The sequence below is a fragment of the Streptomyces gobitricini genome (assembly GCF_039532985.1).
Lineage (GTDB): Bacteria > Actinomycetota > Actinomycetes > Streptomycetales > Streptomycetaceae > Streptomyces > Streptomyces gobitricini.
Window position 1 is genome coordinate 1 of sequence record NZ_BAAASR010000058.1, and the last position, 763, is coordinate 763.

Annotated in this window: 1 protein-coding gene; it reads left to right on the forward strand. The window is 67.6% G+C overall.

Annotated elements, in window-relative coordinates:
* On the forward strand, positions 1-763 hold a 763-nt coding region (ccrA, locus tag ABD347_RS30580), incomplete at both ends, for a crotonyl-CoA carboxylase/reductase (RefSeq protein ID WP_344367257.1).

Sequence of the window (763 nt, forward strand, 5' to 3'; positions counted from 1 at the left end):
GAGCGTCGAGCTGGAGTCCTCCGACGGTCACAACGACACGATGCTCGACCCCGAGCAGCGCATCTGGGGCTTCGAGACCAACTTCGGCGGCCTGGCGGAGATCGCGCTGGTCAAGTCCAACCAGCTGATGCCCAAGCCGGACCACCTCAGCTGGGAGGAGGCGGCGGCGCCGGGCCTGGTGAACTCCACCGCCTACCGCCAGCTGGTCTCCCGCAACGGCGCCGGGATGAAGCAGGGCGACAACGTGCTCATCTGGGGCGCGAGCGGTGGCCTCGGCTCGTACGCGACGCAGTTCGCCCTGGCCGGCGGCGCCAACCCGATCTGTGTGGTCTCCAGCGAGCAGAAGGCGGACATCTGCCGCTCGATGGGCGCCGAGGCGATCATCGACCGCAGCGCCGAGGGCTACAAGTTCTGGAAGGACGAGCGCACCCAGGACCCCAAGGAGTGGAAGCGCTTCGGCAAGCGCATCCGCGAGTTCACCGGCGGCGAGGACATCGACATCGTCTTCGAGCACCCCGGCCGCGAGACCTTCGGCGCGTCCGTGTACGTCACCCGCAAGGGCGGCACCATCACCACCTGCGCGTCCACCTCGGGGTACATGCACGAGTACGACAACCGCTACCTGTGGATGTCGCTGAAGCGGATCATCGGCTCGCACTTCGCGAACTACCGCGAGGCGTGGGAGGCCAACCGCCTGATCGCCAAGGGCAAGATCCACCCCACGCTGTCGAAGGTGTACTCCCTGGAGGACACCGGCCAGGCC